24 protein-coding genes and 1 pseudogene are annotated in these 26,410 nt (G+C 70.8%); 9 read left to right on the top strand and 16 right to left on the bottom strand.

Features of this window, described 5'->3' with window-relative positions; translation table 11 throughout:
- Positions 1 to 35 precede the first annotated feature (35 nt).
- The 3 genes from ACRX5W_RS02805 to ACRX5W_RS02795 form a co-directional block, all read right to left on the bottom strand.
- A complete protein-coding gene (locus ACRX5W_RS02805; RefSeq protein ID WP_436786769.1) occupies positions 36 to 1,316 on the bottom strand; it encodes a geranylgeranyl reductase family protein in 1,281 nt (426 codons plus the stop codon).
- 289 nt (positions 1,317 to 1,605) lie between these two features.
- A complete protein-coding gene (locus ACRX5W_RS02800) occupies positions 1,606 to 2,283 on the bottom strand; it encodes an MOSC domain-containing protein (protein WP_436786262.1) in 678 nt (225 codons plus the stop codon).
- 43 nt (positions 2,284 to 2,326) lie between these two features.
- Positions 2,327 to 3,022 (bottom strand): demethylmenaquinone methyltransferase, encoded by a 696-nt coding sequence (locus ACRX5W_RS02795; RefSeq protein WP_436786261.1) that lies wholly within the window; start codon positions 3,020 to 3,022, stop codon positions 2,327 to 2,329.
- Positions 3,023 to 3,180: 158 nt separating this feature from the next.
- Between ACRX5W_RS02795 and ACRX5W_RS02790 the strand changes: the two genes are divergently transcribed.
- Entirely contained in the window at positions 3,181 to 4,140 is a 960-nt protein-coding gene (locus ACRX5W_RS02790; RefSeq protein ID WP_436786260.1) for an oxidoreductase, read from the top strand.
- A 115-nt stretch (positions 4,141 to 4,255) separates the two neighbouring features.
- On the opposite strand, the gene ACRX5W_RS02785 is transcribed toward ACRX5W_RS02790, so the two are convergent.
- The 4 genes from ACRX5W_RS02785 to ACRX5W_RS02770 all read right to left on the bottom strand — a co-directional run bounded on the left by ACRX5W_RS02785 (position 4,256) and on the right by ACRX5W_RS02770 (position 8,369).
- Positions 4,256 to 5,500 (bottom strand): amidohydrolase family protein, encoded by a 1,245-nt coding sequence (locus ACRX5W_RS02785; protein WP_436786259.1) that lies wholly within the window; start codon positions 5,498 to 5,500, stop codon positions 4,256 to 4,258.
- Positions 5,501 to 5,597: 97 nt separating this feature from the next.
- The gene (gene mqnC / locus ACRX5W_RS02780; protein WP_436786258.1) at positions 5,598 to 6,821 is read right to left on the bottom strand and encodes a cyclic dehypoxanthinyl futalosine synthase; all 1,224 of its coding nucleotides are present in this window, start codon (positions 6,819 to 6,821) and stop codon (positions 5,598 to 5,600) included.
- A gap of 37 nt (positions 6,822 to 6,858) precedes the next feature.
- A complete protein-coding gene (locus ACRX5W_RS02775; protein ID WP_436786257.1) occupies positions 6,859 to 7,479 on the bottom strand; it encodes a pyridoxamine 5'-phosphate oxidase family protein in 621 nt (206 codons plus the stop codon).
- 74 nt (positions 7,480 to 7,553) lie between these two features.
- A complete protein-coding gene (locus ACRX5W_RS02770) occupies positions 7,554 to 8,369 on the bottom strand; it encodes a menaquinone biosynthetic enzyme MqnA/MqnD family protein (RefSeq protein ID WP_436786768.1) in 816 nt (271 codons plus the stop codon).
- Positions 8,370 to 8,734: 365 nt separating this feature from the next.
- Here ACRX5W_RS02770 and ACRX5W_RS02765 point away from each other — a divergent pair, with 365 nt between their 5' ends.
- On the top strand, positions 8,735 to 9,877 hold the full coding sequence (locus tag ACRX5W_RS02765; protein ID WP_436786256.1) for a hypothetical protein: 1,143 nt from the start codon (positions 8,735 to 8,737) through the stop codon (positions 9,875 to 9,877).
- 39 nt (positions 9,878 to 9,916) lie between these two features.
- Here the strand turns inward: ACRX5W_RS02765 and ACRX5W_RS02760 are convergent, their stop codons facing one another.
- A complete protein-coding gene (locus ACRX5W_RS02760; RefSeq protein ID WP_436786255.1) occupies positions 9,917 to 10,768 on the bottom strand; it encodes an LLM class flavin-dependent oxidoreductase in 852 nt (283 codons plus the stop codon).
- Between the two features lie 204 nt (positions 10,769 to 10,972).
- On the opposite strand from ACRX5W_RS02760, the pseudogene ACRX5W_RS02755 reads away from it, so the two are divergent.
- Both ACRX5W_RS02755 and ACRX5W_RS02750 read left to right on the top strand, forming a co-directional pair.
- Positions 10,973 to 11,200 (top strand): annotated as a pseudogene (locus ACRX5W_RS02755) (antibiotic acetyltransferase); the annotation flags it as partial.
- A 58-nt stretch (positions 11,201 to 11,258) separates the two neighbouring features.
- Positions 11,259 to 12,434: a macrolide family glycosyltransferase gene (locus ACRX5W_RS02750; RefSeq protein WP_436786254.1), complete on the top strand. Its 1,176-nt coding sequence runs from the start codon at positions 11,259 to 11,261 to the stop codon at positions 12,432 to 12,434.
- 81 nt (positions 12,435 to 12,515) lie between these two features.
- Here ACRX5W_RS02750 and ACRX5W_RS02745 read toward each other — a convergent pair whose 3' ends face one another.
- The 6 genes from ACRX5W_RS02745 to ACRX5W_RS02720 form a co-directional block, all read right to left on the bottom strand.
- Positions 12,516 to 13,895, bottom strand: coding sequence for a dicarboxylate/amino acid:cation symporter (locus ACRX5W_RS02745; RefSeq protein WP_436786253.1), 1,380 nt, complete (start codon positions 13,893 to 13,895; stop codon positions 12,516 to 12,518).
- A gap of 254 nt (positions 13,896 to 14,149) precedes the next feature.
- Entirely contained in the window at positions 14,150 to 14,272 is a 123-nt protein-coding gene (locus tag ACRX5W_RS02740) for a hypothetical protein (protein ID WP_436786252.1), read from the bottom strand.
- A gap of 62 nt (positions 14,273 to 14,334) precedes the next feature.
- A complete protein-coding gene (locus tag ACRX5W_RS02735) occupies positions 14,335 to 14,811 on the bottom strand; it encodes a DUF4229 domain-containing protein (protein ID WP_436786251.1) in 477 nt (158 codons plus the stop codon).
- A gap of 236 nt (positions 14,812 to 15,047) precedes the next feature.
- On the bottom strand, positions 15,048 to 16,211 hold the full coding sequence (mqnE, locus tag ACRX5W_RS02730) for an aminofutalosine synthase MqnE (protein ID WP_436786250.1): 1,164 nt from the start codon (positions 16,209 to 16,211) through the stop codon (positions 15,048 to 15,050).
- A gap of 89 nt (positions 16,212 to 16,300) precedes the next feature.
- Positions 16,301 to 16,762, bottom strand: coding sequence for an Lrp/AsnC family transcriptional regulator (locus ACRX5W_RS02725; protein WP_436786249.1), 462 nt, complete (start codon positions 16,760 to 16,762; stop codon positions 16,301 to 16,303).
- A gap of 185 nt (positions 16,763 to 16,947) precedes the next feature.
- A complete protein-coding gene (locus tag ACRX5W_RS02720) occupies positions 16,948 to 17,619 on the bottom strand; it encodes a UbiX family flavin prenyltransferase (protein ID WP_436786248.1) in 672 nt (223 codons plus the stop codon).
- Between the two features lie 188 nt (positions 17,620 to 17,807).
- Here ACRX5W_RS02720 and ACRX5W_RS02715 point away from each other — a divergent pair, with 188 nt between their 5' ends.
- Together ACRX5W_RS02715 and ACRX5W_RS02710 are read left to right on the top strand one after the other, a co-directional pair.
- Positions 17,808 to 18,491, top strand: coding sequence for a rhomboid family intramembrane serine protease (locus ACRX5W_RS02715; RefSeq protein ID WP_436786247.1), 684 nt, complete (start codon positions 17,808 to 17,810; stop codon positions 18,489 to 18,491).
- Positions 18,492 to 18,525: 34 nt separating this feature from the next.
- Positions 18,526 to 19,533: a hypothetical protein gene (locus tag ACRX5W_RS02710; protein WP_436786246.1), complete on the top strand. Its 1,008-nt coding sequence runs from the start codon at positions 18,526 to 18,528 to the stop codon at positions 19,531 to 19,533.
- Positions 19,534 to 19,551: 18 nt separating this feature from the next.
- Here the strand turns inward: ACRX5W_RS02710 and mqnP are convergent, their stop codons facing one another.
- On the bottom strand, positions 19,552 to 20,463 hold the full coding sequence (gene mqnP, locus ACRX5W_RS02705; RefSeq protein ID WP_436786245.1) for a menaquinone biosynthesis prenyltransferase MqnP: 912 nt from the start codon (positions 20,461 to 20,463) through the stop codon (positions 19,552 to 19,554).
- On the bottom strand, positions 20,460 to 21,911 hold the full coding sequence (locus ACRX5W_RS02700) for a menaquinone biosynthesis decarboxylase (protein ID WP_436786244.1): 1,452 nt from the start codon (positions 21,909 to 21,911) through the stop codon (positions 20,460 to 20,462). Before ACRX5W_RS02700 ends, mqnP begins: the two co-directional genes overlap by 4 nt.
- Positions 21,912 to 22,115: 204 nt before the next feature.
- Between ACRX5W_RS02700 and ACRX5W_RS02695 the strand changes: the two genes are divergently transcribed.
- The 3 genes from ACRX5W_RS02695 to ACRX5W_RS02685 all read left to right on the top strand — a co-directional run bounded on the left by ACRX5W_RS02695 (position 22,116) and on the right by ACRX5W_RS02685 (position 26,409).
- On the top strand, positions 22,116 to 24,290 hold the full coding sequence (locus ACRX5W_RS02695) for a DUF4139 domain-containing protein (RefSeq protein ID WP_436786243.1): 2,175 nt from the start codon (positions 22,116 to 22,118) through the stop codon (positions 24,288 to 24,290).
- Between the two features lie 4 nt (positions 24,291 to 24,294).
- Positions 24,295 to 25,920, top strand: a complete 1,626-nt coding sequence (locus ACRX5W_RS02690) for a mucoidy inhibitor MuiA family protein (protein ID WP_436786242.1) — start codon at positions 24,295 to 24,297, stop codon at positions 25,918 to 25,920.
- A 96-nt stretch (positions 25,921 to 26,016) separates the two neighbouring features.
- Positions 26,017 to 26,409: a PLD nuclease N-terminal domain-containing protein gene (locus tag ACRX5W_RS02685; RefSeq protein WP_436786241.1), complete on the top strand. Its 393-nt coding sequence runs from the start codon at positions 26,017 to 26,019 to the stop codon at positions 26,407 to 26,409.
- Position 26,410 lies beyond the last annotated feature (1 nt).

Below are 26,410 nucleotides of genomic sequence, written 5' to 3'. Positions count from 1 at the left end.
CCCCCCCCCCCCCCCCGACTGTTCGGCGTGTACGGCTATGCCGCCGGAGCGATCTTCGCCATGCCGTTGATGATGCGGTCGAACGCGTCCCCGCCGCGCGGGTCGGTCAGGTTCGCGAGCATCTTCAGCACGAACTTCATCGCGACCGGGTGCGGCAGCCCGTGCTTGGTGGCGAAGTTCATCACCTTCGGCTCGCCGATGAGCTTCACGAAGAGGCGGCCCAGCGTGTAGTACCCGCCGTACGTCTGCTTCAGAATCCGCGGGTAGTCGTGGAGGGCGCGTTCGCGGCCCGCGTCGGTGTTGCGGGCGAGGGCCTGGGCGATGACCTGGGCGGCGATTTCGCCTGACTCCATGGCGTAGGCGATGCCTTCGCCGTTGAACGGGTTGACCATTCCGCCCGCGTCGCCGACGAGCAGCAGGCCCTTGGTGTAGTGCGGCTGCCGGTTGAAGCCCATCGGCAGTGCCGCGCCCCGGATCGGGCCCTCCTGGTTCTCCTCGGTGTAACCCCACTCCTCCGGCATGCCCGCGACCCAGGCCTTCAGCAGGTCGCGGTAGTCGATGTCCTTGAAGGAGTCCGAGGTGTTCAACAGACCGAGGCCGACGTTCGACGTGCCGTCGCCCATGCCGAAAATCCAGCCGTAGCCCGGGAGCAGGTCGTTCCTGCCGTCCCGCTTGTCCCACAGTTCGAGCCACGATTCGAGGTAGTCGTCGTCGTGGCGCGGGGACTTGAAGTAGGTGCGCACGGCCACACCCATCGGGCGGTCCTCGCGGCGGTGCAGGCCCATCGCGAGCGACAGGCGCGTCGAGTTGCCGTCCGCCGCGACCACGACGGGGGCGCGGAAGATCTTCTCCTCCTTGCCCGCACCGACTTTCGCGCGGACACCGACGATCCGTCCCGTGCGCTCGTCCAGCACCGGCCCGGTCACATTCGTGCGCTCGTGCACCTTCGCGCCCGCCGACGCCGCCTGGCGGGCGAGGATTTCGTCGAAGTCGGTGCGCTTGCGGACCAGGCCGTAGTTCGGGAACGACGCCAGGTCGGGCCAGTCGAGGGTGAGGGTCATCCCGCCGCCGAGGATCCGCAGGCCCTTGTTCGGCAGCCACCCCGCCTCGGGCGAGATGTCGACGCCCATCGACACCAATTGCTTGACCGCGCGCGGCGTCAGCCCGTCACCGCACACCTTTTCGCGCGGGAACGCGGTCTTCTCCAGCAGCAGCACGCTGCGCCCGGCCTTGGCGAGGTGGTACGCCGCCGTCGATCCGGCCGGGCCGGCACCGACCACGATGACGTCGGCCTCGTGCGCGGAATCGGCCCGCAGGGCACCGGAAACGGCGGTCTCCTCGGACACGGGCTCGGGCACGGACTCGGGCAAGGACTCGGTCAACGCGGCTCTCCTGGGGTGCGCCCGTGTGGAGGTACGGGGATGCTGCGGATCGCGCACAAGTCTAGGCCGTGTCCTTCGGGCACCGACGCCGCTCACACCCGCCGGCACGGCACCGCCCCCGGCGTCGGGGATCCCGCCGGGCCGACGGCGGAAACCGCGTGCCGGGTCGGTGCACGGTGTCCGCACGGCCCCACGCCACGTCTGTCCGCGTCGGTCTTCCCTGTCAGTCCGCGTCGGTCAGCCGTTCCGAGACCGGCTCGCCCTGTCCGCTCGTGCGTTTGCGTGCCTTCTCGCGTGCCTCCCGGCCCAGTTCCTCGACGTCGAGGAGTTTCGGCAGCAACTCGGGTTCGGTGGTCAGCGCGCGGAAGACCGTGCCGATGTCGACGCCGTGGCCCGGCCGGTGCACGATCTCCACGGTGTCACCGGCGCGCACCTCGCCCGGTTCGATGACCCGCAGATAGGCCCCCGGCCGTGCCTCCTGCGTGAACCGCCTGATCCATCCGCGCTCGCCGAGGAAGTCGGCGAACGTGCGGCACGGGATGCGCGGCGTGGACACCTCCAGAAGCGCGCCGCCGACCCTCCAGCGCTCGCCGATCACCGCGCCGGTGACGTCCACGCCGACCGTGGTCAGGTTCTCACCGAAAATGCCCGGTTCGACCCGGCGTTCGATGCGCTCCGACCACGCCGTCAGGTCCTCCCACGCGAACGCGTAGACGGCCTGGTCGGGGCCCCCGTGGTGGCGCAGGTCGCACACGTCGTCGCCGGCGACGCCGCTGCCCTGTTCGGGTGCGGAGAGGCGTACCGGCCCCTCGACCGGGCGCTTGTCGATCCCGGTGGCGGGCTGGTCGGAGTGTTCGATCGGGGCGGCCTTGCCGACGTTGACCGACAGAAGAACAGACATGGCGACACCGTACCGAGCTTGTGTTGCGTGGCCCGGGTCAGGATCACGCCGGTTTGAAGGCGCGGTGCAGGGCCACGACGCCGCCGGTCAGGTCGCGCCAGGCGACGCGGTCCCAGCCGGCCTCGCGGACCAGGCGGGCCAGGCCGGGCTGGTCGGGCCAGGCGCGGATGGATTCGGCGAGATAGACGTACGCCTCGGGGTTGCTGCTGACGGCTGTGGCGACCGAGGGCAGGGCGCGCATCAGGTATTCGACGTAGACGGTCCGGAACGGCGGCCAAGTCGGATGGCTGAATTCGCACACCACCAGGCGCCCTCCGGGCCGCGTCACGCGCAGCATCTCGGCGAGCCCGGCCCCCGGGTCGTTGAGGTTGCGCAGGCCGAAGGAGATGGTGACGGCGTCGAACGCGCCGTCCGTGAAAGGCAGCCGCGTGGCGTCGCCGGCGGTGAAGTCGAGGTCGGGGTGGCGGCGCTTGCCCTCGCGCAGCATGCCGAGCGAGAAGTCGCACGGTACGACCGTGGCCCCCGCGTCGCGGAACGGCAGCGAGCTGGTGCCGGTGCCGGCTGCGAGGTCGAGGATGCGCTCCCCCGGGCGCGGGTCCACCGCGGCCGTGACGGCTTTGCGCCATCGGCGGTCCTGGCCGAGGGACAGGACGGTGTTGGTCAGGTCGTACTTCGCCGCGACGTCGTCGAACATCGCGGCGACGTCACGCGGCTGCTTGTCCAGGGAGGCTCGGGTCACATGGTCCATCTTCGCCTGTCCGAGCCCGCGGCCCGAACGCACGGTACGGCCGGGCGGCGCGCTCTCTGCGCCGAGGCCGACCGCGCGCGTAGTGTCGCGTCCGGGACCCGGGGAGACGGTCCGGGGCCGAGTCCGTTTCCGCGGGAGGTGCGACACATATGGGCACGACGAAAAGACGCTCGTGGAAGACGACCGACGACATCCCCGACCTCGTCGGCACGGTGGCGGTCGTGACCGGCGCGAACTCCGGTCTGGGCTTCGTCACCGCCCGCGAACTCGCGCGCAAGGGCGCCACCGTGGTGATGGCGTGCCGCAACGCGGAGCGAGGGGAAGCCGCACGGACCCGGGTCGCGGCGTCACTGCCGCCCAATCTCTCCGACGTGGCCGTGCTGCCGCTCGACCTGGCCGACCTGGCGTCGGTACGCGACTTCGCGGACGCCGTCGGCGAACGCTTCGACGGGCTGGACATCCTCGTCAACAACGCGGGGGTCATGGCACTGCCGCTGCGCCGGACCGCCGACGGGTTCGAGATGCAGATGGGGACGAACCATCTCGGCCACTTCGCGCTTTCGGCGTTGCTGGCGCCGCTGCTGCTGACCCGGCCCGGCGCCCGTGTGGTGACCGTGGCCAGCGACGCGCACTATCTCGGACGCCCGGACCCGGCCGATCTCCGGTTCCGGCACGGCCGCTACCGCAAGTGGCGGGCGTACGGCGCGAGCAAGTCGGCCAACCTCATGTTCGCCGCCGAACTCGCCCGCCGCGCGCGGCAGTCGGGCGTCGACCTGGTGAGCGTCGCGGCGCACCCCGGGTATGTCGACACCAACCTGCAAAGCGCGGGCCCGCGCATGAGCGGCAACACGCGCGCCGAGCGGGCCATGGCACTCGCCAACCGCCTCATTGCGGCGTCACCCGACACCGGTGCCCTGCCGCAGCTCTACGCGGCCACGGCACCGGATGTGGAGAACGGCGCCTTCTATGGGCCGCGTTTCAGCATGTTCGGCCCCATCGCCCACGCGCCGCGCGCTCCGTGGGTCCGCGATGTGGTCAAGAACCGGATGCTCTGGACGGCGTCGGAGGAGGCCACGGGAATCCGGTGGGCGCCGCCGCTGGGCGGCTGACCCAGCTGCAAGTCCCTTGAGGTGAAGGCCGGTTCGCAGGCCGACTCGGCAGGCCCTCCCGGCCCGGCGGGGAAAACGACGGACCCCGGTGCGGTGGCCACGAAGGTTCACCGCACTAGCGCCGGTGCACCATACGGCCGCCCAGCACGGTGCCGATGCAGCGGCCTCCGCCCTCGGTCACCAAAGCCGTGTACGGGTCGCCGTCGACCGGAACCGCGAACACCGCGAAGTCGGCCCGGTTCCCCTGCGCAAGCGTGCCGGCGCCCGACAAACCCATGGCGGCGGCGCCCCCGACCGTGGCGGCTTCGACCAGGCGCGCGTCGAGATCCGTCGCGGTGTAGCCCTGACGCAGCGCAAGTTCCCTGACCGCCGCGGCTTCCTCCCACAAGTCCAGGGACGGCGACGAGGCCGGCGAGTCGGTGCCGAGGGCGATCGGTGAGCCTTCGGCGAGGTAGTCCGCGACGGGTGGCTCGCCTGCGTCGAGGATTTTGTTGGAACGCACGCACAGCGCGACGGCCGTACCGCGCTTGCGCAGTACCGCGCGGTCGGCGGCGTCGAGGTGGACGCCGTGCGCGACGTGCACGTCGGCGCCGAGCGCGTCGATCGAGTCGAGGTAGGCGGTCGGCGTCGATCCGCTGCCGGTGGCCAGGAGTTCGTGGGCGAAGCCGACGACGCGGTTGAGTTCCGCGAGGGGGCCCGTGCCGTCGCGTACGAACTCGGTCTCGTGCGCGGACTCGGCGAGGTGCGGGTGGATGCGGAGCCCCCGTGCGCGGGCGATGGCCACGGCGTCGACGAAAGCGGCCGTACCCACGGTGTAGGGCGTGTGCGGCGACACGCCCAGGGTGCGGGACAGCGGGGTCTCCAGGACCGCGAGCAGTTTCGCGCGGCGCTCACGACGCCAACGCGGCGTGTCCGAGATGACCTCAAGATAGGAGATGCCGCGGATCCCCGAACGGTCGACCGGAGTCAGCACGCACGGGTCGGTGACGACGTCGGCGACGGCCGTCGTCCCGGACCTCAGCATCAGGTGCACGCCGCGCCGCGCGCTCTCCTGCCAACGCGCCTCCGTATAGTCGGCGCGCTCGCGGTTCATCGCGGCGAGCCACTCGGGGAACGGCAGCCCGGACGAGGCCAAGTGCGCGAAGTCCGTGTACTGGAGGTGGGTGTGGGCGTTGACCAGCCCGGGAGTCAGGATGCCGTCCCAGCGGCGGACGCGCGCCCCGGGGTGGCGTTCGGCGACCTCCTCGGCCGGTCCGACGGCCGCGATGCGGTCGCCGTCGACGGCTATCGCACCGTCCCGGATGGGCGGCCCGCCGGTCATGGTGACGACGACGGGCGCGATGTGCGTGGTCAGCGGCATGGGACCGATTCCGGGACGGAGGTGTGCGGTTCGATCGGTGTCCGGCAGGCCCGTCCCCGACGAACCGTCGCCGGGCAGCCCGTCGGCGGCCTACCCGTCAACGGGCTTCGACGATCTTGAGGGCCGGGTGGGCCGTACCGGCGTCGAGCGCGGTCGACGAAAGGTGCGACACGACGCGGTCGTCGACCGGGTCGAGCGCCGGATCGTCGTGCACCACAAGGTGGTTGTACGTCGTGTCGCGCTGCGCCGGCACGCGGCCCGCCGCGCGGATGAGGTGGATGAGCTCCATGCGGTTGGAGCGGTGCCGGGCGCCCGCGGACGACACGACGTTCTCCTCCAGCATCACCGAGCCGAGGTCGTCCGCGCCGTAGTGCAGCGACAGTTGCCCGGCCTCCTTGCCGACGGTGAGCCAGGAGCCTTGCAGGTGCGCGACGTTGTCGAAGAAGAGCCGGCCGACGGCGATGATGCGCAGGTACTCCAGCAGCGTGGCCTGCGTGCGGCCCTTCAGGTGGTTGTTCTCGGGCTGGTAGGTGTACGGGATGAACGCGCGGAACCCGCCCGTGCGGTCCTGCACGTCGCGGATCATGCGCATGTGTTCGATGCGTTCCGCGTTGGTCTCGCCGGTGCCCATGAGCATGGTCGCCGTCGACTCCAGGCCCAGCCCGTGGGCGGTCTCCATGATCTCCAGCCAGCGCTCGCCCGACTCCTTGAGCGGCGCGATGACCTTGCGGGGCCGCGCGGGCAGAAGCTCGGCGCCGGCACCCGCGAACGAGTCGAGGCCGGCCGCCTTGATGCGGGTGATCGCCTCCTCGACCGACACGCCGGACACGCCGGCCATGTGCTGCACCTCGGACGCGCCGAGCGAGTGGATCACCAGTTGCGGGAACTCCGCCTTGATCGCGGCGAACGCGCGCTCGTAGTACTCGACGCCGTAGTCCGGGTGGTGGCCGCCCTGGAACATGATCTGTGTGCCGCCGAGTTCGACGGTTTCCGCGCACCTGCGCAGGATGTCGTCGAGGTCGCGCGACCAGCCCTTGTCGCTCTTCGGCGGGGCGTAGAACGCACAGAACTTGCAGGCGGTGACGCACACGTTCGTGTAGTTGATGTTGCGTTCGATGATGTACGTCGCAATGTGCTCGGTCCCCGCGTACCTCCTGCGGCGCACCGCGTCGGCGGCCCGTCCGAGCGCGTGGAGAGGGGCGCGCACGTACAGCTCGACCGCCTCTTCGGGGGTGATGCGCCCGCCCGCCGCCGCCCGGTCCAGGATCGGCTGCAAGTCGTCGGTCGGCACGCCCTTCGGCGCGGCGGCTACTGCACTCACGGGGGCCTCCACAGGTGACTCGGAACCACCGACGAGCCTAACCGGCGTGCCCGGCGTCCCGTGCCACGGTGTCCCGGGCTGCCGCGTCCGGCGCCGCGAGCTCGCGGACCGCCGGAAGGCCGTCGATGCTCGCGCGGTTCTTCTTGTCCATGTACGCCTCGACGTCCTCCCGCGTGCGGCGCTCCCACGACTGCCGCAGGACCGGCCGCTCGCCGACGTAGTCCATGAACGGCACCGAGAAGCCGCAACTGTCCGAGACGCGCGTCACGTCGACCACGATGATCGCGCGGACGCCGGATTCGTCGGCGTCCTTCGGGAAGTGCGCTGCGAGTTCCGGCCAGCGGGCGTCGTCGCGGCGCACCGCCTCACCGCGGCCGTGCAGCCGCACGATGTTGGGCGGGCCGGTGAACGCCGTCCACATCAGCGTGATGCGGCCGTTCTCGTGCAGGTGGGCGTGGGTCTCCGCGCCGCTGCCGGTCCAGTCGAGGTACGCGACCGTCCACGCGTCGAGGACCGCGAAGGAACCCGCGTGCCCTTTCGGCGACAGGTTGACGTGGCCGTCGGCAGCGAGCGGAGCCGTCGCGACGAAGAACACCGGCTGATCGAGGATGAATGACTTCAGCCGCCCGGCGACGCCTTCTTCATAAACCTTGCCCATGGTTGCCACACTGGGCGAAATCGATCACCGGGCACAAGCGGTTATGGCCGGGGTCTCACGCTTCGGTACGGTCCTCACACGTCGAGTAGCGAGACACGCACGTTCTCCGAATAACCGGTGTCGTGCGCCGTGCGCCGGGTGAACTCCGCGATCCCCTCCAGCTGCCGCTCGCCCAGCGAATAGTCGAGCGCGGTCGCGAAGTAGCGTTCGAGGGTCGCCGCGTCGAACGCCTCCCAGCGCGCGGCCTGTTCGGCGACCTTGTCCACCTCTGCCATCGACAGGTCCCGCGATGCGAGGAAAGCCCGGTGCACCTCGCGTACACGCTCCGGATGCGCGGCGGCGAAATCCCGCCGCGCCGCCCACACCGCGAACACGAACGGCAGCCCCGTCCACTCCTTCCACGCCTGCCCGAGATCCAGCACGTGCAGGCCCAGGCGCGGCGCGTCGTGCAGTGAGGCCCGCAGCGCGGCGTCGCCGATCAGCACACCGGCATCGGCCTCCTGCATCATCAGCGCGAGGTCCGGCGGACACGTGAAGTAGTGCGGGCGCACGCCTTGCCGCTCCTCCAACAGCAGTTGGGCCAGGCGTACGGAGGTGCGCGACGTGGATCCGAGCGCCACCGACGCGCCGTCGAGTTCGGCGAACGGAACCTGACTGACCATCACCACGGACATCACCGGTCCGTCGCTGCCCACCGCGATGTCGGGCAGCACCACGAGGTCGTCGGCGTGGCGCAGGAATTCGACCAGGCTGATCGGGCCCACGTCGAGGTCGCCGCGGACCAGCGCGTCGTTGAGGTTGTCGGGCGTGTCCTTCGTCAGCTCCATGTCGAGCAGCGACCCGCTGCGGGCCATCGCCCAATACAGCGGAAGGCAGTTGAGGAACTGGATGTGCCCGACGCGCGGCCTGCGGAGGTGTTCCCTCGCGGTGTCGGCTCGGGCGGAATCGACGCGGTCGGCGTCAGTGCGGTCGGCGTCGGTGCGGTCGGTCGCGGCGGGTCGGTGCACGGGGGCGTCGCCCGGGTCGCGGGGCGCCTTGTCCTTGATGTCCACCGTCCGAGGCTATGCCCGCACGCGGAGCGGCGGCGTCCGGGGGGCGACCCGCGGAGTGTCACCGCCCTGCCACAACACGGGACCGTCCGGCCCGAAATCGGTCGCGAACTGGCATTCTCATTGCCTGGGGGTACGCGGATGCACGCCTCCGACGACAACACATCCCCCCACGGGATGACCTGGATCAGCGACGGAGGCACCATATGCACCCCGGTCCCGCGTCCCACCCGGGCGATGGCGGCACGCCCTCGGGTTTTCCGGGCCACGGCCGGTCCGTACCGCCTCCGCCGCCCCCCGGCCCGCCGCATTCGCCGACTCCCGGCGGCTTCGGTGCGCCCGCCCGGCCGTACGGCGGCCCGGCCGTCACCCCGGCTCCCCCTCCCCCGGGCTCCGGTCCGCTCCCCCCGGACGACAGCTACCCGCCGTCCCCGATGTTCGGCTCGTCCAGGCCCGCCGACCGCCCGGACCCGAAGCCCGCGTACTCCGCGCTGCGCGGTGTGGGGGCCTTCCTGTGCCTGCTGCTCACGGTGCTCCTCACCGTGCCGGCGGTCAGCGCCTCGTGGCTCAAGGAAGAGCTGATCTCCGAATCCGGATTCGCCGACAACGCCACCGCGCTGATCGACAAGCCGGCCATCCGCGACGAGATCAAGGAACGCATCTCCAACGAGGTCATCGAACGGGCCCAACTGCCGCGGGCGACCGAGGAAATGGTCATCGCGTCGGTCGGCAGTGTCATGGAGACCGACGAGTTCCGCCGGGTGTGGAAGGAAGGGGCCTCCGCGGCGCACAACGTGGTCGTCTCCTCGCTGCTCGGCAAGGACTCCGAGCTCGTCGACACGAACGGCGACAACCTGACCATCAAATTCCGGACACCGCTGGAACCGCTCTTCGCGGAACTGACCAAGGCCGGCGTCGAATTCGACCGCGACGCCATCCCGGCCGAGATTCCCGTCCCGCTGGCCGACATCCCGGCCTCCGGCACCGCGCAGGACACGCTGCGCGGCATCGACGACGCCGGATGGATGCTCCCGTTCCTCGCGATCGCCCTGCTGCTCGTCGGCGTCGGCATCGCCGTCCACCGCCTCCGCGCGCTCGCACTGACCGCGATGGGCACCCTCGTCATGGGCGGCCTGCTGCTGGTGATCACCAACCTCGCCCGCTCCCCGGTGGTGGACGAGGCGTCAAAGGGCTCCGACCTGAGCAGCGAGGCCACCGGCTCGGTGTACGACGTCTTCACCGACACGCTGGTGACGGACGCGTGGATCGTCATCGTCATCAGCATCGTGATGCTCGCGGGCACCGCCGTCACAGGCGCGTTGCTGCGCAACCGCCGCGCGACGGCCTGACAACAACCGACGGCCGGCCCGCCGCGTACGAGCGAAGGCTCAGCGCGGCGGGCCGGCCTCTATGCGTCGCAGAGCGGCGTCGTACTCACCGGGCGCCGGGCGGAAGCCCTCCAGCCACCAGGTCGCGCCGGCTGCCCCGATCGCCGCGACCGCCTCGTGGGCGGCACCCGGCTCGCCGGGCTCCGTACGACCGGTGATCACGACGTCGAACGAGTCCCCGCCGCCGCGGTGTTCACCGACCGCCTCGACGATCTCGGCGACGACCGCCGGGCTCGCGGCCCACGATCCGTCCCGCGGGTCGACGACCATCGGCGCGACGCCGTCCCACCGCGCGGCCCGCCGCAGCGGACGCCGCGCGGGCCAGTTGCAGCCGATCCACACGGGCGGACGCGGGCGTTGCACCGGCGTCGGGCGGAAGACCACATCCGCTGCCGTCACGAACTCGCCGTGGAAATCGATGCGTTCCCCGGACCACAGCCCGGCCAGCACCTCCAGCGTCTCGTCCAACCGCCGTGCCAATGCCGGAGGTTCGACGGGCTCGGCCCACGTCCCGTACTCCGCCTCCAGCGTGAACCCGAGTCCCGCGCCGAACACCAGGCGTCCCCCGGACACTTGGTCCAGTGTCGTGGTCTGCCGCGCCAACGTGCCCGGCCGCCGGCGCGCCGGAGCGGTCACCATCGGCCCGATGCGGATGCGCTCGGTCGCGAGTGCGACGGCGGCCAACACCGTCCAGGCATCGGCGACTTCGGCCTCCGGCCCGTACGCGAAGACGACGTGGTCCCACACGAAGAACCCGTCCCACCCCGCGTCTTCGGCCCGCCGCGCCAAACCGGCCACCGCCCGTGCATCCGCGAACTCACCGATGTTGGGAACACACAGCCCGTGTCTCATGCGCACATGCTAAGCACTCGCACAGCATCGCGACAGGGCCGACGCACAACGCATCGGCGCTGCATCGGAACACGGCTCGAACAGCGATGGCGGCAAAACCCGTCAAAGCCATGTGAATCGGCCGCCGAATAATCGGTTTCGCGTCCTGCGGCTTCCCCGCGATCATGAGCGGACACCGAATCGCGACAAGAGGACCCACCCACTGTGCCTGTGCCCGCCGACCCGACCGTGCTCCACCCCATGCCCGGGCAACCGCGGGTGGTGCTTCTCAAGCCGTTGGTGAAATCCCCGCTCATCGAGGTCGGGGAGTACTCGTACTACGACGATCCGGACGACCCGACCGCGTTCGAAACGCGCAACGTGCTGTACCACTACGGACCGGAACGGCTGATCATCGGCAAGTTCTGCGCGCTGGGCACGGGCGTCCGGTTCGCCGACGGGAACAGCTGACGGCCACCCCTTCCCGCCGACCAGAAACGAGCGTTCTCCCATGTCCCGTCGCCGCGCCCACATCGCCATGGTCGGCATCCCCGCCGTCAGCCACGTCCGGCCCAGCCTGGAAATCATCCGCGAGCTGGTGCGCCGGGGACACCGGGTGACCTACGCCAACGATCCGGCGGTGGCCGACCTCATCGCCGCCGCCGGTGCGGAACTCGTCCCGTACACCTCGGTGTTGCCGGTCGCCGACAACGACTGGCCGGACGACCCGATCGCTGCGATGGGCCTCTTCCTCGGCGACGCCGTCCAGGCCCTCCCGCAGCTCCGCACCGCGTATGACAGCGACCCCGCGGACCTCTACCTGTACGACATCGGCTCCTACACCGCGCGCGTCCTCGCCGAGACGCAGGGCCGCCCCCTGATGCAGTTGTCCCCGACGTTCGTGGGCTGGGAGGGCTACGACCAGGAGGTGGCGGCACACCTGTGGGCGCTGCCGGGCGCGGACGCATACCGGGCGAGGTTCACCCGCTGGCTCGCGGACACCGGGGCCTCCACCACCGACATGGACGTCTTCGCCGCCCGGCCCGCGCACACCCTGGCGCTGATCCCCCGCGCGATGCAGCCCAACGCGGACCGGGTGGACACCTCCACGGTGACCTTCGTCGGCCCCTGTTTCGACCTCGCCGAGGCCGAGGGGACCTGGACGCGTCCCGCCGGCGCCGAGAACGTCCTGCTGATCTCGTTGGGATCGGCGTACACGAGGCAGCCGGAGTTCTACCGGCAGTGCCTGGCGGCGTACGGCGACCTCCCCGCCTGGCATGTGGTCCTCCAGATCGGCAAGCACACCGACCCGCGCGAACTCGGCGTCATCCCCGGCAACTTCGAGGTGCACCCGTGGGTCCCGCAGCGGGCGATCCTGGACCGGGCCGACGCCTTCGTGACCCACGCCGGCATGGGCGGTTGCAGTGAGGGCCTGCTGGCCGGCGTCCCGATGATCGCCGTACCGCAGGGCGCCGAGCAGTTCATGAACGCCGACCGACTCGTCGAACTCGGCGTGGCCCGCCGCATCGACACCGCGGACGCCACCGCGGAAACACTGCGCACCGCCCTCCTCGAACTCGTCTCCGACCCCGCAGTCACCCGGCGTTCGGCAACTCTCCGCACCGATGCCCGAAACGAGGGCGGCACCGCCCGCGCAGCCGACCTCGTCGAGGAGCTGTTGGGTTGACCACCCACCTGTGAACCGGACACGCAGCGGCCCCGGCCTCCTCGCGCCGTGGAGGAGGCCGGGGCCGTTTTCGCGTGCCGGTCAGGCCGAGACCGGCTGCCGGCGGTCCGGCTGGGCGGGCACGGGCTTGGCGGCATCGGCGGGACCGGACGGGTCGTCGTCCGGGGCGTCGATGTCCCGGGGGTTGTGGTATTTGTCCAGGTCGAGCGTCTTGTCGCGGGCGGAGACGATGACCGGGATGACCGCTTGACCTGCGACGTTCGTGGCGGTCCTCATCATGTCGAGGATGGGGTCGACGGCGAGGAGCAGGCCGACGCCGGCGAGCGGGAGGCCGACGGTGTCCAGGGTCAGGGTCAGCATCACGATGGCGCCGGTGAGGCCGGCGGTGGCGGCGGAGCCGATGACGGAGACCAGGACGATGAGGAGGTAGTCCTTGAGGTCGAGGTCGATGCCGAAGTACTGGGCGACGAAGATCGCGGCGAGCGACGGGTAGATCGCGGCGCAGCCGTCCATCTTGGTGGTCGCGCCGAAGGGGACGGCGAAGGACGCGTAGTCCTTGGGGACGCCGAGGCGTTCGACGGAGCGCTGGGTCACCGGCATGGTGCCGACGGACGAGCGGGAGACGAATCCGAGTTGGATCGCGGGCCACGCGCCCTGGAAGAACCGGAGCGGGTTGACGCGGGCGACGGCGGCCAGCAGCAGCGGGTAGACGCCGAACAGCACGATCGCGCAGCCGACGTAGACGTCGACGGTGAAGGTGCCGAGTGGTTTGAGGGAGTCCCAGCCATACGTCGCGACGGCGTTGCCGATCAGGCCGGCGGTGCCGATCGGGGACAGGCGGATGACCCACCACAGCGCCTTCTGCACGACTTCGAGGACGATCTCGGCGGCGTTGATGAGCGGTTCGGCCTTCTTGCCGACCGACAGGACGGCCGCGCCGACGACGACCGCGAGGAACACAATTTGCAGCACCTTCGGCTGCGGTCCGAAGGCCTCGACGACGTTGGTCGGAACGATGCCGGTCAGGAAGTCGAGCCAGTCGCCGTTGGACAGGCCTTCGGGCAGTTCGCCCGGTTCCAGGTCGACGCCCTTGCCGGGGTCGGTGAGGACGCCGAGGGTGATGCCGACGGTGACCGCGATGAGCGAGGTGGCGAGGAACCACCCGAGCGTGCGCAGCGCGAGGCCCGCGGCGTTGTTGACGTTGCGCAGGTTGGCGACGGAGACCAGGATCGCGGTGAACACCAGGGGTGGTACGGCGAGTTTGAGCAGCCGCACGAACATCGACCCGACTTCGTCGAGCGTGGTGCCGAGCCATTCGACGTTCGCGTTGCGGGCGATGAAGCCGAGCGCGATGCCGACGGCGAGACCGATGAACGTCTGGGCCCAGAACGGGATTTTGGGCAGTGATCGTCCCGTCGAGTCGCGCTGGGATTTTTTGCGGGGGGCAGCAGTTTCCGACAAGAGGGCACTCCTGAAGCGGCCGGTCGGGGGGAACCGCCGGGCACCGTGGGGACAGGGCGAAGTTGACGACCGCTTCAGGTCCGCGTCGGCGCTGCGGTGCGCGCTACGCGCGTCACAGGCAGGTCAGCGAGGTGCAGGGCCGGGCAGGACCGGGCCGGAACCCACGGCGAAGCGGTCGAAGGCGGCGTGCCGGGCGGTACGCGGGAAACGTGAAAACGTGGGCACGCGCAAGCGTGCGCGGCCGTCGTACCGGATCAGCGGACGCCGACGCCGCTACACAGCGCGGTGGCGCACCGGCCGAAGTCGACATGCAGGCGCGCCACGAGCGGGAGATCCACCGCCGTGTGTGGTGTGCGCGTGTCGCCTGTGTCGGACATGAGCAGGAGTGTATGCCTGTCGCCGTTGAAACGACAAAACGATCACTGACGAACTGTCATGTTCAGGACACGTCGGTGGTCGGGCTGCGCCTCGGGGCGATGTCGGCGATGAGGTGGTCCTCGGCCGAAGCGCCTTCGTCGATACGGGCCTTCGCACGCTCGACGCGTTCCACGAGGGCGGCCGACATGGCGTCCCGCTGCCCGTTGAGCAGGAAGTAGCTGAGCACGCCGGAGATCGCGAGCGAGATGCCGACGACGAGGATCCCCGCGCCGCGGCCGGTGATGTTCAGGGCGTAGCAGGCGAGCCAGACGATGACGGAGACCGCCGCGAAGAGGCCGATGCGGCAGAGCGTGTAGCGCAGCGCGGCGTGCGATCCCCGGGTGCGCGCGGCTGTCGGGGCTCCGGTGTCGGCGGACGGCTTGGACAGCGTGACAACCAGCTCTTCGTCGGGGGTCGCTGCGGCGGGGGCCGCCTCCTGCGGGCCTGCGGAGACATCCGCATGCGCGGTGGGCTCGGGTGTGGGCTGCGGAGTGGACACGGTGGATCCTTCTGCCAGGCGGCGGAAACTGCTCGGGCCCTGCGGCGGACGCCGCAGATTCCCGGCATCCAGTACAGCACTCCCCTTTCCGGCATCCGCACGGGGCCGCCGGTCGTGCCCGCGCCGCCGCGCCGGCATCCGCGAGTCCGCAGGTACGCGAGGTCCGCGGTCCGCGGAAGCGGGCCGGTGCCGACGGTGACGGTCCGCCCGCCTGGGCGACGCCGACGACAAACCGGTCAGAACGTCATCGGCTGGGGCACGTCGCGCCGGTCGGTGCGCGGGCCGTCGTACTCGCGCACGATCTCGTACCGCGTATTGCGCTCCACCGGCCGGAAGCCGGCGTCGCGGATGAGCTCCAGAAGGTCGTCGCGCGTCATTTTGTTCGGCGTGCCGAAGCCGTCCGCGTCGTGGGTGATCTTGTACTCGACGACCGAGCCGTCGAGGTCGTCCGCACCGTGGTTGAGGGCGAGTTGCGCGGTCGCGAGGCCGTGCATCACCCAGAAGCACTTCACGTGCGGCACGTTGTCGAACAGCAGGCGCGAGACTGCGAAGACCTTCAGCGCCTCGGCGCCGGAGGCCATCGTCGTGCGGGCCTGGAGGCGGTTGCGTACGACGCCGTCGCGGCTGTCGTGGAAGTCGTGCTGGTAGCGCAGCGGGATGAAGACCTGGAACCCGCCGGTCTCGTCCTGGAGTTCGCGCAGGCGCAGCACGTGGTCGACGCGGTGCCGGGGCTCCTCGATGTGGCCGTACAGCATCGTCGCCGGCGTCTTGAGGCCCTTCTCGTGCGCGAGACGGTGGATCCGCGACCAGTCCTCCCAGTGGGTGGCGTGGTCGACGATGTGCTGCCGGACCTCCCAGTCGAAGATCTCCGCGCCGCCGCCGGTGAGCGATTCCAGTCCCGCGTCGATCAGTTCGTCGAGGATTTCGGACGCGGACAAACCCGAGATGGTCTCGAAGTGCTGGATCTCCGTCGCCGTGAAGGCCTTCAGCGAGACGTTCGGCAGCACCTTCTTCAACTCCCGCAGCGAGCGCGGGTAGTAGCGCCACGGCAGGGTCGGGTGCAGGCCGTTGACGATGTGCAGCTCGGTGATGCCGTCCGGCTCCATCTCCTTCGCGAGCCGCACGGCGTCCTCGATGCGCATCGTGTACGCGTCCTTCTCGCCCGGCTTGCGCTGGAACGAGCAGTACGCGCACGACGCCTGGCACACGTTGGTCATGTTCAGGTGCCGGTTGACGTTGAAGTGGACGACGTCGCCGTTCTTGCGCGTCCGCACTTCGTGGGCGAGACCGCCCAGCCAGGCGAGGTCGTCGCTCGCGTAGAGCGCGATGCCGTCCTCGCGGCTCAGCCGCTCTCCGGCCCGGACCTTGTCCTCGATCTCCTTGCGCAGACCGGAGTCCATCGCTCTATCTCCCTGCTGCCTATGCCTGCCGCCGACGCGCCCCACCGGGCGCACCCGGCCGACGCGCCGGACGAAGCCCGACGACGAGCCTACGCCTCCGCCGTATCGGGCAGATCGGCGGCGCGGTACTCCCATTTCGTCGACAGGACGACCGTGGTGCGGGTGCGGGCGACTCCGCGCGTACCCGACAACCGGCGAATCACCTGCTCAAGCCCGGTGACGTCCGGGACGCGCACCTTGAGCATGAACGAGTCGTCGCCGGAGATGAACCAGCAGTCCTCGATCTCCTCCACGTCGCGCAGGCGGCGGCTGACGTCGTCGTGGTCGGCGGCGTCGGACAGTTGGAGGCCGATCAGCGCGGTGACCCCGAGCCCGAGGGTGACCGGGTCGACGGTGGCGCGGTATCCGGTGATGACGCCCGCGTGTTCGAGGCGGTTGATGCGGTCGGTCACGCTCGGCCCGGAGAGGCCGACGAGGCGGCCCAGCTCCGCATACGAGGCGCGGCCGTTGAGCCGCAACGCCTGGATGAGCTTGCGGTCCACCGCGTCCATGTCACTCTCCTCCGGCTTCCTGCATCTCCATGGGGGAAATTCATTCCGCCCTGCGAACCCAAGGCGGGAAAGGCCGCGGGCCCTGGGAGACTACGCCTCTTCCCGGTCCGCGGTCGGCGCGCCCCTCCGGTGACAGGAATCCCGCGAGCCCCAGACGCCCCAAGGCCCGGGGACGCGCGCCGGCCTCACCGCGTGTCGGCGGGTGCCCGCTCGTCGGCGTGCCGGGCCGCGCCCAGTTCGCCCTCCCAGCGCCGGAACAGCGTGTGCGGCACGCCCAGCACGTCGAGAACCTTCCCGGCCACGAAGTCGACGAGCCGCTGGACGCTCTGCGCGCCGGCGTAGAAGGCCGGGCTCGCCGGGAGCACCACAGCGCCGGCCTCGTCGAGGCGCACCAGATGCCGCAGCGTCGTCCCGGTCAGCGGCGTCTCGCGCGGGACGACCACCAGCGGGCGCCGCTCCTTGAGCGTCACATCGGCGGCCCGCTGCACGAGGTCCTTCGAGAGCCCGATGGCGATTCCGGCGACCGCGGCCGTACTCGCCGGGACCACCACCATGCCCTTGGCCGGGTACGACCCGCTCGACGGTCCGGCCGCGAGATCACCCGCGGCCCAGTAGGCCACCCGGGTGAGCGCGTCCGCGTCGGCCGTGGTGCCGAGCCACGCCGCGAGGTCGGTACGCCAGTGCGCGTCGCGGAAGGAGATGCCCGTCTCGTCCAGAATGGTCAGCCGCGCCGCCCGGCTCACCACCAGGTCGACGTCTTCGCCGGCGTCGAGCAGCCCCCGGATCACCGCCGCCGCGTACGGCGTCCCCGACGCCCCCGAGACCCCGATGACCCACGGTCGGCGCTGTGCGTGCATGCGCGCCATTCTTGCGTGCGCGCGTGCACGTTCCCCGCCCCGGCCCCGGCGCGCCCCGGCGAACCGGGACGAATACTGCCGGGCCCGGCCACGGAGGGCTTTCCCTGTTGACCACACGGCTCCCCGACCGCTGGACTGACTGCGCACGGGTCCGCCGGGGGGCGGCCCACAATTCCCTGGAGGCCGCGGTGTCCCCGCTTGCACCCGCCACCCCGTTTCGCGGGCTGATCGGCGCCTTCTGCACCACCGTGGCACTGATGGCCGTCCTCTGGGTCGTGCAGGTCTACAACGTCGTGACCGACGACTCGCTGCTCACACACGGCATTTCGCCGCGCCGCGCCGACGAGCTGCCCGACATCCTCAGCGCGCCGTTCCTGCACTTCGGCTTCGGGCACCTCATCGGCAACACGATCGCGCTTCCCGCACTGTGCTTTTTGACCGCCACACGCGGACGCGCCCGGTTCGTCGGCGTGAGCCTGGTGATCACCGTGGTCGGCGGCCTGGGCATCTGGCTCACCGCCTCCGACAACTCGAACCACGCGGGGGCGAGCATTCTCGTCTTCGGCTACTTCGGCTACCTGCTGGTGCGGGGGTTCGTCGACCGCAGACTGCTCGACATACTGACCGCCTTCGTGATCACCGCCACTTACGGCTGGTCGATGCTGTGGGGCGTGCTGCCCGTCTCCGTCCACGTGTCGTGGCAGGGCCACCTGTTCGGCTTCGCCGGGGGCGTGGCCGCGGCGTACGCCTTCCGGCGCCGCCGCGACGACCCCGTACACCCGCGCGGGAAGAGCCCGGCCGGCCGGCGCGGCGCCGACACCCCCGGCGCGCGCCCGTTGTCGGACGAGCTCAAAGACCTCGGGTTGCTGTGACCCGCCCCATCCGCCCGCTTTCCGGAGGAACCCCTTGCCACTGCGACGCCGACCCGCACGGGTCCTCGTCCCCCTGATCCCTCTGGCGTTCCTCGCGACCGCGTGCGGCGGCATAAGCGAGGGCTGGGCCGGCCATGCCAAAACGGCCGCGGATTCGCCGGTCGGCAACACCGGCGCGCCGAACACCGGCATCTCCGCCGAGGCGTTGATCGAGCGCGCCTCCGACGCCAACCGCGACGCCCGGGGGGTCCGCAGCGAGTTCAAGGGCACGACGTACGGCGTGCCGGTCTCGGGCGAGACGGTGATCACCAAGAGCGGCGACAGCGAGACACAGGTCAGGTTCCAGGACCACGCGGCCCGCCTGCTCCTGGTCGGCGGCACCACGTATACGCATCTGGAACAGGGCACCTACGCGGTGCTGTTCGACCTCGCACGCAAAGCACCCGGTTATGACCGGGAAGAGGACGAACCCGACGATTCAATGGTCGAGTTCCTGAAACTGATGGAGGGCAAGTTCCTCCAGTCCGAAGCGGATCCGGACGACAAAGGTTTCCCGATGTTCAACGGCGCCTTCAGCGACGCGCCGTTCACGGACCTGGCGGGTGCCGGGGACTCGGAGGACTCGTCCGACTCGGACGACTACGAGTACGACGAGGATTCAGGCGAGGACGAATACTCGGACGACACCGAGCTCACCCTCGGCGAGCCGACCACGATCGACGGCATCGAGGTGATCCCGGTCATCGCCACCACGCGCTATGACGGCACGACGTCGATCCACACCATGTACCTCCCCGCCCACGGCACACCGCTGCCCGTCCGCGTCACTTCCGACGAGGACAACGACGGCGACGTCGATGTCTCGCTCGACACCCGCTACTTCGGCGTCGACGGCGACAAGACCGTCACCGCCCCTGGGGACGACGAGACCGTGGACATGGACGAGGCGTTCGAGTTCTTCGGCGGCGGCTCGTCGGACGACGAATACCCGTACGGCGACTCCCCGTACGACGATGACGAAGGCGACACCGCGACCGCCTGACCGGTGCCCCGGAAGGGCTCACGGCCGCAGGCCGCGGACCACCAGATCCAGCAGCGCGCACACGAACAACGCGATCCCGATGAAGCCGTTCGTGGTGAAGAACGCCCGGTTGAGCTTGGACAGGTCGTCCGGCTTGACGAGCGAGTGCTCGTACACGAACGCCGCCGCGACGATCAGCAGACCGAGCCACCAGAAGAACCCGGCGCCGGTGAGCGCGCCGAACCAGATGAACAGCACGGTCGTGACCACGTGGGTCACGCGCGAGGCGTACAGCGCGTTGGCGATGCCCCAGCGGGCCGGCACGCTCTTGACACCGTGGGCGCGGTCGGCGGCGACGTCCTGACAGCCGAAGATCAGGTCGAAGCCGCCGATCCACGTGCCGACCGCGAGACCCAGCACGACGGCCTCCCACGACCATTCGCCGGTCACCGCGAGCCACGCGCCGATCGGTCCGATCGCCTGCGCGAAGCCGAGGATGGCGTGCGGGACGTCGGTGAAGCGCTTGCCGTACGGATAGACCACCATCGGCACGACGGCCAGCGGCGCGAGGGCGAAGCACAACGGGTTCAGCAGGGCCGCCGCGGCCAGGTAGAAGACGAGCGCGACGAGGGCGCCGGTCCACGCCGTGCGCACCGAGATCTTGCCGGTGACGAGTTCGCGCGTCGCCGTCCGAGGATTCCGTGCGTCTATCTCGCGGTCGATGATGCGGTTGCAGGCCATCGCGAACGTGCGCAGGCCGACCATCGCGACGGTCACCAGGAGCAGCTCCCGGTAGTGCAGGTGCCCGTCGACCCCGAACATCGCGGTGAACGCGGCGATGTAGGCGAACGGCAGGGCGAACACCGAGTGTTCGATCATCACCAGGCGCAGGAAGGCCCGGACCCTGCTGTCGGTGGAGTCCCCGGGCGCGGGAAACGCGGCTGAGCTCAAAGTCCGTATTCCTTCCAACGCTGCGTGACGCGTGCCGCCGTCGCGGGGTCGGACGCGACCATCTCCGGCCAGCCCCCGTCGCGGGTGTAGCCCTCCTCGGGCAGCTTGCGCGTCGCGTCGATGCCGGCCTTGCCGCCCCAGAACTGCTGGTACGAGGCGTGGTCCAGGTGGTCGACCGGACCTTCCACCACGGTCAGGTCGCGCGCGTAGTCGACGTTGCCGAACGCCCGCCACGCGACCTCTTGGTAATCGTGCACATCGCAGTCTGCGTCGACCACCACGATCAACTTGGTCAGCGACATCATGTGCGCACCCCAGATGGCGTGCATCACCTTCTGCGCGTGCTTGGGGTACTTCTTGTCGATCGAGACGATCGCGCAGTTGTGGAAGCCGCCCGCCTCGGGCAGGTTGTAGTCGACGATGTCCGGGATGATGATCCGCAGCAGCGGCAGGAAGAAGCGCTCGGTCGCCTTGCCGAGTGGCCCGTCCTCGGTCGGGGGCCGCCCGACGACGATCGACTGGAGCAGCGCGTCCTTGCGCATCGTCACGCAGTCGATCGTCAGCGCCGGGAAAGGCTCGACCGGCGTGTAGAAGCCGGTGTGGTCGCCGAACGGGCCCTCGTCGCGCATCACACCGGGCTCCAACCAGCCTTCGAGGACGACCTCGCACTCGGCGGGCACCTGGAGCGGCACGGTTTGGCAGTCGACCATCTCGACGCGCTTGCCCTGCACGAATCCAGCGAACAAGTACTCGTCGATGTCGCCCGGCAGCGGCGCGGTCGCGGCGTACGTCACGGCCGGCGGGCAGCCGAACGCGATCGCCACCGGCAGGCGCTCACCGCGCCGCGCGGCCACCTGGTAGTGGTTGCGCGAGTCCTTGTGGATTTGCCAGTGCATGCCGATCGTGCGCTTGTCGTGCCGTTGCAGCCGGTACAGCCCCAGATTGCGGACGCCGGTGTCGGGGTCTTTGGTGTGCGTCAGCCCGAGGTTGAAGAACGCGCCGCCGTCGTCCGGCCACGTGTGCAGCGCGGGGATCATATCGAGGTCCACCTCGTCACCCTTGAGAACGACCTCCTGGCAGGGCGCGTTCGAGACGTTCTTCGGCGGGATGTGCGCGACCGACCCGAGCTTGCCGAACGCCTCGCGGATCCCGGAGAACCCCTGCGGCAGCTCGGGCTTGAGAAGGCCGCCGATCTTGTCGCCGATCTCGGCGTACGACGTGAGCCCCAGCGCCTTGAGCATGCGGCGGTCGGTGCCGAACACGTTCATCGCCAACGGCATCGAGGACCCGCGCACGTTCTCGAACAGCAAAGCGGGCCCGCCGGCCTTGTTGACGCGGTCGGTGATCTCGCCGACCTCCAGGTACGGGTCCACCTCGGCGCGGACGCGCCGCAGGTCGCCGTCCTTCTCCAAGGCCTTGAGGAAAGCGCGCAGGGTCCGGTATGCCATGCCGACCAGTATCGGCCACAGGCATGCGGCGAAACGCGCGGCCCGGTGTTGCCGCCGCCGGTTGTCCACAGGCGGGTGCCGTTGTCCACAAGCGGCGCCGAAACCTCGCGCGGCGGCGCCGCGGCTCCTCTACCTTGAGTGGCTGCGGTGCCTGTCGCTCGAAAGCCACGCGGCCACCGCTCTCGTCACCCGGGGAGGATGCACATGACTGTCGCGGTCGAACCCGGCGGCGCGGCACGGACGTTGGAGTCCGTGCTCCGCTCCGTCGTCGTGTACGCGCGAGGCGCGGTGTGCACGCGGCGGGCGAGTTTCACCCTCCCCGCCGGCCACCGCGGCGAACTGCGGGTGCGCTTCGGGGGCGTGCCGCTGTCCGCGACCCAGCGGTCGCTGCGCGGCACGGTCGCGGAGGGACCGGAGGGGCTGCGGGTCGCCGACGTGCGCCCGCACCTTGAGGCGGCCATTGTCGAACCCGATGATCTGCCGCGCCTGCTGCGCGCCGTGCGCGACGCCGACGAGCTCGTGACGCGGCTGCGGGCCCGGCACCAGCGCCTGACCGAACAGATCGACGAGACCGCACGGCTGCGGGCGGTGCCCGCCAAACCGCGCCGCGACGACCCGTATCCGCGCCCGGCCGCCGTCGAACCGGTCCTCGCGCTGGCCGACTTCGTCGTCGACCGCCTCGCGGTGCTGCACGACCGGCGCCGCGCGCTCGACGACGAACTGCGGCAGGCCGTCCACGACGCGGAGGTGGCGCGCAACCGCCTGGGCGAGGCGTCGGGTTCGGTGCCGCTGGAGGAGAACCCGATGACGGGCGCGGCGGTCCTCACGCTCGACATGACGGGGGCCGCGGCCGAGGAACCGGTCGAGGTGGTGCTCGATCTGGAGTACCAGGTCGCCGGCGCACGGTGGGTGCCGCAGTACCAACTGCGGCTCGACCACGCGATGACCGGCGGCACGCTCGTGATGCGCGCGGCTGTCGCGCAGCGCACCGGCGAGGACTGGACGGGCGTGCGCCTGGGGCTGTCGACCGCCGACCTGGACCGGCGTACCGACCTGCCGGAGCTCCGTTCGCTGCGGATCGGCCGCCGCCAAGCCGCGCCTGCGGCGTCGGGATGGCGCGAACCACCCTCGGGACTGGCCGAGTTGTTCGCGGACTACGACGCCGGGGTGGCGAAGCGCGACGAGCGGCGGCGGATGCGCGCCGCGGTCGCCGCGACGCCGGCCCCCACCTTGGCCGGGGGCTTCGACTACCGGCTCTCGGAGGCGGCGGCCCCGCAGATGGACTGGATGGGCGAGGAGCAGTACCGAGGCGGCGGAGGACCACCCCCGCCCGTGCCGTCGCCGCCGCCGATGCCCATCGCGCCCGGAGCGGCGATGCCCCCTCCGGCGGCCGCTGCCGCCCCCGCACCGCGCATGGCGCGGAGCAGGTCGCGCCCCGGCGCGCGGAGCAGCGATGCCACGCCCGCGTACGGCATGACACCGCCCGCCCAAGCCGCCCCCGCCCCCGCCCCGGCGGCCGAATCGGCACCTGAGCCCGAACAACCTTCTCCCGGCGACCTGTTGCTCGACTACGCCAACCTCGTCCTGGACGGGCCGGACCAGGGTTACGCGCGCGGCCGGTTGCGTCTCGGTGGCGGCGAGAATCCGTCCGCCGAAGTCCACCGGCGCCGCGCCGCGGAGGTTGCCGACCTGCCGTTGCCGGCCCACGCGGCGGCGGTGCGCGATTCCGCGGGCTCGTACGACTACCGCTTCGACGTCGCCGCGCCCGCCGACGTGGAGTCGGACGGCGGCTGGCACACAGTGCCCGTGTGTTCGGTCGAGGTGGGCCTGCAACCGGAGTTCGTGTGCGTGCCGAGCGTCGACGAGGCGGTGTTCGGCACCGTGCACGTCACCAACGCGTCTTCGTACGCGCTGCTCGCCGGGCCCGCCGACGTCACCGTGGGCGGCGAATTCCTGATGACCGTGCCGTTGCCGACGCTCGCGCCCGGCCAACGGCAGCGCGTCGGGGTCGGTGTCGTGGAGAGCGTGCAGGTCGCGCGGCGCACCCACATGCGCGAATCGACGGCGGGCCTGCGCGGCCAGACCACCGTGCTCGACCACCGCGTGGAGATCGACGTCGTGAACCATCTCGGCCGCGAGATCGCCGTCGAGGTGCGCGAACGCGTGCCGGTCAGCGACGAGAAGGACGTCAGGATCGACGAGCACAAGGCCGAACCCGCGTGGGAGATCGACGAGGAGCCGCGCGACGGCCGCGTCGTGCGCGGCGCGCGCGTGTGGCGGCTGAAGCTGCCCGCGAACTCGACGCGCACACTGGTCGGGCGTTACGAGATCCGCATCCCCGGCGGCAAGGCCGTCGTCGGCGGGAACCGGAGGGCATGAGGCCGTGGCCGAGTTGACGATTGATCAGGAACGCGCTGCCACCGAGGACCTGCTGAGCCTGCCGATCACCGCCGTGACCTGCCTCGAAGACCGCGCGCAGGTGGAGCGGTCCGGTGTCGTGGAGGTCGCCGCCGGGGTGCGGCGGCTGCGGATCGGCCCGGTCACGCCGCTCGCGGTCGACCGGTCGCTGCGCGCCGAGGCGATCGACGTGTCCGGCGTCGGCGACGTGGGGGTGACGGTGGTCGACGCGCGCGTGGTGCGCGCGGCCGTCCCGGCGCCGCCCCGGCCGGGCGAGGACGCGTCCAAGCTGCGCACGCTCGTCCACGACCTGAAGCGCGACGAGGACGACTTGCTGATGCGTCAGAGCCGGACGCGGTCGGCGCTCGACGTGGTGCGTCAGGCTCGCGATGAACTACACCGCGCACTGGGCGAGTTCGCGGGCATCGAGGGTGATGCGCCGGCGGTCCGGTTCGACACCGTCGACTGGGCGGGTCGGCTGGCGGCGGTCGACGCCGCCGAGGACCAGCGCCACGACGAGCTGTTCCGGATCAACGAGGAACTGTCCCGCGTGGCGGCGCGGCGACGCGACGCCGAGGCGGCACTCGGTGCGACCGAGGAGAACCCCGCCGAGTTGCGTGCCGTGGTCGAGGTCGTGGTCGAGGCGGAACGCGCCGGACCGGTCGAGCTGCGCGTCGCGCACTTGGTGCCGTGTGCGCTGTGGCGGCCCGCGTACCGGGCGACGCTGGCCGCCGACGGGACCGCGCTCACGCTGGAATCGGACGCGGTCGTGTGGCAGCGCACGGGCGAGGACTGGACGGACGTGCGGCTGTCGCTGTCGACCGCACGGCCCACACTCGCCGCCCGGCCGCCGTCGCTGGTCGAGGACGAGCTGCGGCTGCGCGACAAGAGCGACGAGGAAAAGCGCACGGTCGAGGTGGACCTGCGCGAGGAGGAGATCTCCAAGGTCGGCACGGTCGCGTCCTCCGCAGCGGATCTGCCCGGCGTGGACGACGGCGGCGAGGTGCGCGTGCTCGCCGCGCCCACACCGGCCACGGTGCCGTCCGACGGCCGCGCGCACCGCGTGCACCTGACATCGTTCACGGCCGGCTCCCGGACCGAACTGGCCGCCACCCCGGAACTGTCTCCGCTGGTCACGAGGGTCGCGCACGCCCCCAACGAGGCCGGGCACGTGCTGCTGGCGGGGCCGGTCGACCTGGTCCGGGCGAGCGGCTTCGTGGGCCGGGGGCAGTTGAAGTTCACCGGTCAGGGCGAGGAGCTGCGACTGTCGTTCGGCAGTGAGGACACGTTCCGGATCGTGCGGCACACGTCGGAGGAGAAGACGACCAAGGCGGTGACGGGCCGTACGACCACGACACGGACCGTACGCGTGTTCGTCTCGCACCTGTCCGGCGACGGCGAGCCCGTCGCGGTGGTGCTGCGCGAACGCATCCCGGTCTCGGAGGTCTCGGCAGTCGAGGTCGCACTGAAGACGGACGCGTGCTCCCCGCCCCCCGCGTCGGTCGATGCCGAGGGAATCGTGCGCTACGACCTCACCCTGGCCCCCGGCGAGCGCCGCGCGGTCACCCTCGTCTACGAGCTGTCAGCGTCAGGCAAGGTCGCGGGGCTCTGAGGACCCGGCCCGAGGCCGCATCTCGCGCGGCCTCGGCCACCGGAACGACGCATTACGCTGAGAGGACGCCACCGCACCAACCGGGAGTCGAGTCACATGCTGCGGATCCTGCCGTTCCTGCTGATGTTCGGCGTCGGGGTCTACGCGTTCATCGACTGCCTGACCACCGACGAGAACGAAGTCCGCGGCCTGCCCAAGCTCGCCTGGGTCTTCATCCTCCTGCTCTTCTGGCCCCTATTCCTGGGCCCGATCGGCTGGTTCATCGCCGGCCGCCCCCGCCGCGAGAAGTCCGCCGGCTTCGGCTTCGGCCGCCCGCGCACCGTCCACATCGCCCCCGACGACAACCCCGAATTCCTGGCCTCGCTGGGCAAGCACAACCAGGAGCACGAGGACCTGCTCAAACAGTGGGAAGAGGACCTCAAACGCCGCGAGGACGAGATCCGAGGCGACGACCCGGACGGCGGCGGCGAGGGCCGCACGAAGGACTGAC

The sequence above is a fragment of the Yinghuangia sp. YIM S10712 genome (assembly GCF_051388935.1).
In the GTDB taxonomy this organism is placed as follows: Bacteria; Actinomycetota; Actinomycetes; order Streptomycetales; family Streptomycetaceae; genus Yinghuangia.
This window is presented reverse-complemented; position numbering and strand designations above follow the sequence as displayed.